Origin of the sequence: Caballeronia sp., assembly GCF_049581465.1 — a bacterium.
In the GTDB taxonomy this organism is placed as follows: Bacteria; Pseudomonadota; Gammaproteobacteria; order Burkholderiales; family Burkholderiaceae; genus Caballeronia.
The window spans coordinates 1-6,771 of the sequence record NZ_JBAUSA010000506.1 but is presented as its reverse complement, the minus strand read 5'-3'; the positions used below and the strand labels follow the sequence as shown (position 1 = coordinate 6,771).

Here is a 6,771-nt window from a genome sequence, read left to right as displayed (position 1 = left end):
TTGAAGAGGTTATCGCGGGCCACAAACGCCAGGCAGGGCCGATCTACCGCGTGAATCAAGCCGCGCCGCGCCCGCAGTCGCGTGCGCGCTGCACGGCGGTTCAATCGCGTCGACTCGGCCACGCTCTGCTCGCCCTCCTCCAGCCCCGACCGGTGTGGTTTCACGCCTAGCCGAATGCGCTGCCATTGGACCTCGAACGCCTCGCGCACGTCCGCCACCACCGGGCCTTGCGTTTCGATCGAAAAATCCCAGCGTGCGAACTCCAGTTTGAGCCCGTTTTGCTGGAAGTCATCGGTGATATTGATGCCGCCGCAGAACGCTATCTGATGATCGATGACCACCAGCTTGCGATGCGTTCGCGAAAATCCGAGCTCGCCAAATAGATGCGGGTTATAGATGCGATGCTCGATGTTTGCCTTCGGCCATTCATCGAATAGCGGAATTTTCACGCTGCCTATACCGTCCGTGATCACGCGAACGCGCACGCCACGCCGCGCCGCGTCCATGAGCGCGTCGGAAACGGCGCGGCCGGCGGAGTCGTCGGAGAAGATGTAGGTTTCGAGCGACACTTCGCGGGTAGCCGCATTGATGCGTTCGATCAGTGCGGGGAAAAAGGCCTCACCGGTTTGGAGCAGGCGCACCGTGTTGTCCACGGTGAAGCAAAGCCTTCCAGGACGCCGCCCGCGAAACAACGCCAGCTTGAGCCGGGCGAAGCGGATTTTCGGCGCGCCGAAGCCGATCACCGGCTGTGCTCCGCGAGCCGCTCGGGCAATTGCAGGATCGCCTCGCGATTCGACCAGGAAAAACACTTTGCCGCCGCTTCGCGAAACGGCAGCCAGACATATGCCGTGTGCTCACGCGGCGAAAGCGTGACGGGAATGCCATGCGGCACGAGCAGGCTGAACTGGTGCTCCACATTGCGCACCACGCCCTCGGCATAGCGATGCCGCCATTCGGGATAGATATCGTATTCAATCCGATGATGCCAATCGATCAGCGAGCGCTCCGGCACGCCCGCGGAGCCGACGACGATGCCCGTCTCCTCGGCCACTTCGCGTGCGGCAGTGAGTGCCGCGGGCTCGTCAATATGATCTTTCGAGCCGGTTACGGACTGCCAGAACCCCGGGCGGTCGGCGCGTTCGATCACGAGTACGTCGAGTTCGGGCGTATGTATCACGACCAGAACGGATTCGGGAATTTTCGGCGGCTTGGGCATGGTGGGATTGTTTCGTGCCATTCGTGGAAGCTGGCCGAAGAATGTAACCCAAAAAACGAAAAAGACGCCATTGGCGTCTTTTTCGTTTCAGCTATTGCAATTACGTCGAAGCGAGCGCCTCCAGTCCCTTTACTGCACCTTCGGTTCCGGCTGACGCAAGCGAATATGCAATTCCTTCAACTGCTTCTCATCCACTTCGCTTGGCGCCTGCGTCAGCAAATCCGTAGCGCGTTGCGTCTTCGGGAACGCGATCACGTCGCGGATGGAATCGGCACCCGCCATCATCGTGACGATGCGATCCAGCCCGAATGCGATACCACCGTGCGGCGGCGCGCCGTACTGCAACGCGTCGAGCAGGAAGCCGAATTTGGTCCGCGCTTCCTCAGCATTGATCTTGAGTGCGCGGAAGACCTTGCTCTGCACTTCTTCCTGATAGATCCGCACCGATCCGCCGCCAATTTCCCAGCCATTGAGCACCATGTCGTAAGCCTTCGCGAGACAGCGGCCCGGATCCGTTTCCAGATATTCGAGATGCTCGTCCTTCGGGCTCGTGAACGGGTGATGCGCGGCCACGTAGCGGTTGTCTTCTTCGTCGTATTCGAACATCGGGAAGTCGGTTACCCACAGCGGCTTCCAGCCCGATTCAAACAAGCCGTTTGCACGACCGAACGTGGAATGGCCAATCTTGAGGCGCAACGCGCCGAGGCTGTCATTTACCACTTTCGCGCGATCCGCTGCGAAGAAAATGATGTCGCCGTCCTGTGCGCCCGTGCGTTCGATGATCGCGGCAACCGCGGCATCGTGCAGGTTCTTCACGATCGGGCTTTGCAAGCCGTCACGGCCCTTCGTCACGTCGTTGACCTTGACCCAGGCCAAGCCCTTCGCGCCGTAGATGCGCACGAATTCCGTATAGCCGTCGATGTCACCACGCGACAATTCCGCGCCACGCGGCACGCGCAGCGCCGCCACGCGGCCATCCTTCGAGTTGGCCGGAATGCTGAACACCTTGAAATCGACGTCGCGCACGGCGTCGGTCATGTCGGTGAATTCCAGCTTCACACGCAAGTCCGGCTTGTCGGAGCCAAAACGGCGCATGGCTTCCGAGTACAGCATCACCGGGAATTTCTCGTCCAGGGAGACGCCGATCGTTTCCTTGAAGACGTGACGGATCATCGCTTCGAACAGATCGCGGATTTCCTGTTCTGTCAAAAACGACGTTTCGCAGTCGATCTGCGTGAATTCCGGCTGCCGATCAGCGCGCAGATCTTCGTCGCGGAAACATTTCACGATCTGGTAATAGCGATCGAAGTTCGCCACCATCAGCAGTTGCTTGAACAGTTGCGGCGATTGCGGCAGCGCGAAGAACTGTCCCGGGTTCGTCCGCGACGGCACGAGGTAATCGCGCGCGCCTTCAGGCGTGCTCTTGGTCAGCATCGGCGTTTCAATGTCGATGAAACCCTGCGCGTCCAGGTATTTGCGCACCTCGATCGCCACGCGATAACGCAAGCGCAAGTTCTGCTGCATCTGCGGACGACGCAGGTCGAGCACACGATGCGTAAGGCGCGTGGTTTCCGAGAGGTTGTCGTCGTCGAGCTGGAACGGGGGCGTCACCGACGCATTCAGCACGTTCAGCTCGTGACACAGCACTTCGATCTTGCCGCTCGTGAGGCCAGCGTTCGCCGTGCCTTCGGGACGGCTGCGCACCAGGCCTTTCACCTGCACGCAAAACTCGTTACGCACGCCCTCGGCGACCGCGAACATCTCGGCACGATCCGGATCGCAGACAACCTGCACGAGACCCTCGCGGTCCCGCAAGTCGATAAAAATAACGCCGCCGTGATCGCGCCGGCGATGTACCCAGCCGCACAGCGAAACGCTTTGGCCCAGCAGGGCTTCGGTCACCAGACCGCAGTATTCAGATCTCATCGACATGATGTTGTGTCTTTCGTTATTCATTGATCAACGGCGTGTCGCGAACAAGTGAAACGCTGTTCGCGACACGCCGGCATTACAGCGGCGGATCGACGGGGCGACGCGGCGCGGCCTGGGCTTGCGGCATGGGCGGCGCGACTACTCCCATCGAGACGATGTACTTCAACGCAGCATCGACAGACATGTCGAGCTCGATGACTTCGCTTCTCGGCACCATCAGGAAGAAACCGGACGTGGGATTCGGCGTGGTCGGCACGTAGACGCTCACATGCTCTTCAGTCAGGTGATTGACCACGTCGCCACCCGGAATGCCCGTCAGGAAACCGATGGTAAAAGAACCCGAATGCGGGTAGCGGATCAGCAGTGCCTTGCGGAATGCGTTGCCACTGCTCGAAAGCAACGTATCCGACACTTGTTTGACGCTGGTATACAGCGGCCCGACCACGGGGATGTGACGCACGATCACGTCCCACCACTCGACCAGTTTCTGGCCGATGAAATTTTGCGTGAGCAAGCCCACGACGAAAATGAAAGCAAGGGTCAGCACTGCGCCGAGGCCCGGCAAATGGAAGCCGAATACGCGCTCGGGTTGCCACGATTCCGGCAATAGCAACAGCGTCTGGTCCATGGTTCCGATCACGAGGCGGATGACCCACAACGTGATCGCGAGCGGAACCAGCACCAGCAAGCCGGTGAGAAACACAGATTTCAGCGTAGTCTTTTTGGTCGTCATTTACACAGCCGGAAGGCCGCCCCGCGGCTTCACGGTTTGGCTGGTTCGCCGCCCCGAAGCCTTCAGCGGTTTCGGGCGGAGAGAATCGTGCGTGCAATCGGAAACTACGGGCCGTAGCGTGCAGCATGAAACGCCGTGCGTATGCATCGATCGGTCAGTTGGAACCGGACGATGACGGTGGCGACGCCGTCGGGCTCGAAGTGCTCGCGGTGCTCGATTTCGAGCTGTCCGATGCCGGCGCGCTCGTACTCGTACTCGACGAATCGCTTTTTGCGGCTGCGCTACCTGAGTCCTTAGCGGACTCCTTGCTCGGCTCCTTACCTGATTCCTTACTGGAGTCCGACGCGCCGTCGCTCTTCGTTTCTGCGGTCGCACCGTCGTCTTTCTTCGCGGCAGGTGCGCCGTTATTGCCGCCGCGGAAGTCGGTTACATACCAGCCCGAACCCTTCAACTGGAAGCCGGCGGCAGTGACCTGCTTGCGAAAGCTATCCTTCCCGCATTGTGGGCACTGGGTAAGCGGCGCATCGCTCATTTTCTGTAGCGCGTCTTTTTGGAAGCCGCAGGACTCGCAGCGGTACGCGTAGATGGGCATGTCACTCTTCCTACGATTAACGTTTCAACGCTTGCAAAGCCTTGAATTATAGCCGCAAACCATCAGCGGCCCCTTAAATTCGGGCGCACGCGCGCGGGTTTCGGCTTGATCCGGGAGGTTGGCGGCCGTTGCTTTTGCCGAAACTGACAGGCAGCGAGCGGGTGCGGCCCCGTTCGCCGTCCGCCTTCGAAGGGCGGGCGTCATCGACCGGTCGATGCAACCGGTTACGGGCGCCTACGCCAGGTAATCCAGCGCTCGCGCCCCGCGAAGACGTTGATGGAACCACTCACTGGGTGCTCTTCCACTTGCTCGAAATACGGCGTCAGCAACGCGTCGAGCGCATCCCTTTCGATACCGAACGGCGGCCCTTTGGGCGTCGCGCCAATAAAATAGAACCCGGCGAGGAGTGCGCCCGGCCTCAGCAGCGTGGCCATGCGCGAGGCGTATTCCGGTCCGCGCTCGGGCGGTAACGCGCACAGAAATGCACGCTCGTAAATCCAGTCGATGTCAAACGGCGGCTGATACGCAAAAAAATCGGCCTGTTCGACCACCTGCGCATGTTCGCCCAGTTGCTCGCGTGCAGTGGCAACGGCGCTCGGCGAGAAATCAATCGCCTTGACCGACCAGGCTTCGCGCGCCAGCCAAAGCGCTTCGTAGGCAGCGCCGCAGCCCGGAATGAGGACATTTTTCAGCGTGTCTCGATTATCCGTCGCGAAAACCTGAAACGCCTGCGGAACGCCCGCCTGGTCCCAAGGGGTGTACTGCCGATTGAAGCGTTCGTCCCAGAAATCGGGGGAATTCGGGTCGCGGGTATTGAATGCGGGTACGTCGATGGGCACGTGGGGCTTGGGAGTATCGATCATGTCGGGTCAGCTTCCATACGCTAAGAACTGCCACAATTTAACCGCAACGATACCTGCCCCCGCCGCCAGGCCAAAAATCAGCAACGCTGCGAGCAGGCGATTGGTCCGCTTCTGCTCGCGAAGAAGTTTGCGCATCAATTCGTCGTTGCCGCCCGGCGACTGGTCGTGTCGGTCGGCCAGCATGTTGTGAATTAGCCGCGGCAACTGCGGCAGCGTCTTGCTCCATTGCGGTGCTTCGAGTTTCAGCCGCTCATACCAGCCGCGCCAGCCGACTTGCTCGTTCATCCAGCGTTCGAGGTACGGTTTCGCCGTTTTCCACAGATCAAGCTCCGGATCGAGCGAACGGCCGAGACCTTCCACATTGAGCATGGTCTTTTGCAGCAAGACGAGTTGCGGCTGGATTTCGACGTTGAATCGTCGCGATGTCGAAAAAAGCCGCATCAGCACCTGACCGAGCGAAATATCTTTCAGTGCGCGATCGAAATAGGGCTCGCATACGGCGCGGATTGCGCTTTCCAGCTCCTCGACGCGCGTATTCGGCGGGACCCAGCCCGACTCCAGATGCAGCGTCGCAACCCGGTGATAGTCGCGCTTGAAAAAGGCCAGGAAATTCTGTGCGAGATAATTTTTATCGAAGTCGGAGAGCGCGCCGACAATGCCGAAATCCAGCGCGATATAACGCCCAAACGTCTCTTGCGCAAGGCTCACCTGAATGTTGCCGGGATGCATGTCGGCGTGGAAGAAGCCATCGCGGAACACCTGCGTGAAGAAGATCTCGACGCCCTCCTGAGCCAGCTTCGGAATGTTCACGCCCGCGGCTCTCAGCACCTCGACCTGGCTGATCGGCACGCCGACCATACGCTCCATCACCAGCACGTTGGACGCGGAGAAGTCCCAGTACATCTCTGGAACAAGCAGGAGATCGAGACCCTCGAAATTGCGCCGCAACTGGCTGCCGTTCGCGGCCTCGCGCATCAAGTCGAGTTCGTCGTGCAGATATTTATCGAATTCCGCAACCACTTCACGGGGCTTCAGACGCTTGCCGTCCGCCCAGAGACGGTCGGTCCAGTAGGCAATATCGCGCAACAACGCGAGATCCGATTCGATCACGGACAGCATGTTCGGCCGCAAGACCTTCACCGCCACGTCCTTGGTCGCGTGCACGCCGGTCTTGATCTTGGCAAAGTGCACCTGCGCGATCGATGCGCTGGCCACGGGTATGCGCTCGAAGTCATCGAACAACACGGCGATGGGCGCGCCCAGCGCTTTCTCGACGATTGCAATGGCTACGCCCGAATCAAATGGCGGCACCTGATCCTGTAGCTTTGCGAGTTCGTCCGCGATATCAACGGGGAGCAGGTCGCGACGCGTAGACAGCACTTGCCCAAACTTCACGAAGATCGGGCCGAGGCTTTCGAGCGCGAGGCGCAAACGC

Annotated in this window: 7 protein-coding genes; all 7 read right to left on the bottom strand. The window is 60.0% G+C overall.

The features are described from left to right. Positions 1–743 (bottom strand): phospholipase D-like domain-containing protein (locus tag WCA53_RS12465; RefSeq protein ID WP_423910113.1); only part of this gene is annotated, 743 nt, incomplete at its 3' end. After that, positions 740–1,216, bottom strand: a complete 477-nt coding sequence (nudB, locus tag WCA53_RS12460) for a dihydroneopterin triphosphate diphosphatase (RefSeq protein WP_423910116.1) — start codon at positions 1,214–1,216, stop codon at positions 740–742. The genes WCA53_RS12465 and nudB, both read right to left, overlap by 4 nt. 129 nt (positions 1,217–1,345) lie before the next feature. Next, positions 1,346–3,148: an aspartate--tRNA ligase gene (gene aspS / locus WCA53_RS12455; protein ID WP_423910109.1), complete on the bottom strand. Its 1,803-nt coding sequence runs from the start codon at positions 3,146–3,148 to the stop codon at positions 1,346–1,348. A 76-nt stretch (positions 3,149–3,224) separates the two neighbouring features. Continuing rightward, positions 3,225–3,881, bottom strand: coding sequence for a DUF502 domain-containing protein (locus WCA53_RS12450; protein ID WP_423910106.1), 657 nt, complete (start codon positions 3,879–3,881; stop codon positions 3,225–3,227). A 154-nt stretch (positions 3,882–4,035) separates the two neighbouring features. Beyond that, entirely contained in the window at positions 4,036–4,473 is a 438-nt protein-coding gene (locus tag WCA53_RS12445) for an FmdB family zinc ribbon protein (protein WP_423910103.1), read from the bottom strand. Positions 4,474–4,697: 224 nt separating this feature from the next. After that, the gene (locus tag WCA53_RS12440; protein ID WP_423910100.1) at positions 4,698–5,336 is read right to left on the bottom strand and encodes a methyltransferase domain-containing protein; all 639 of its coding nucleotides are present in this window, start codon (positions 5,334–5,336) and stop codon (positions 4,698–4,700) included. Positions 5,337–5,342: 6 nt separating this feature from the next. Next, positions 5,343–6,771, bottom strand: a 1,429-nt coding sequence (gene ubiB, locus WCA53_RS12435) for a ubiquinone biosynthesis regulatory protein kinase UbiB (protein ID WP_423910096.1), incomplete at its 5' end; no start/stop codon positions are given.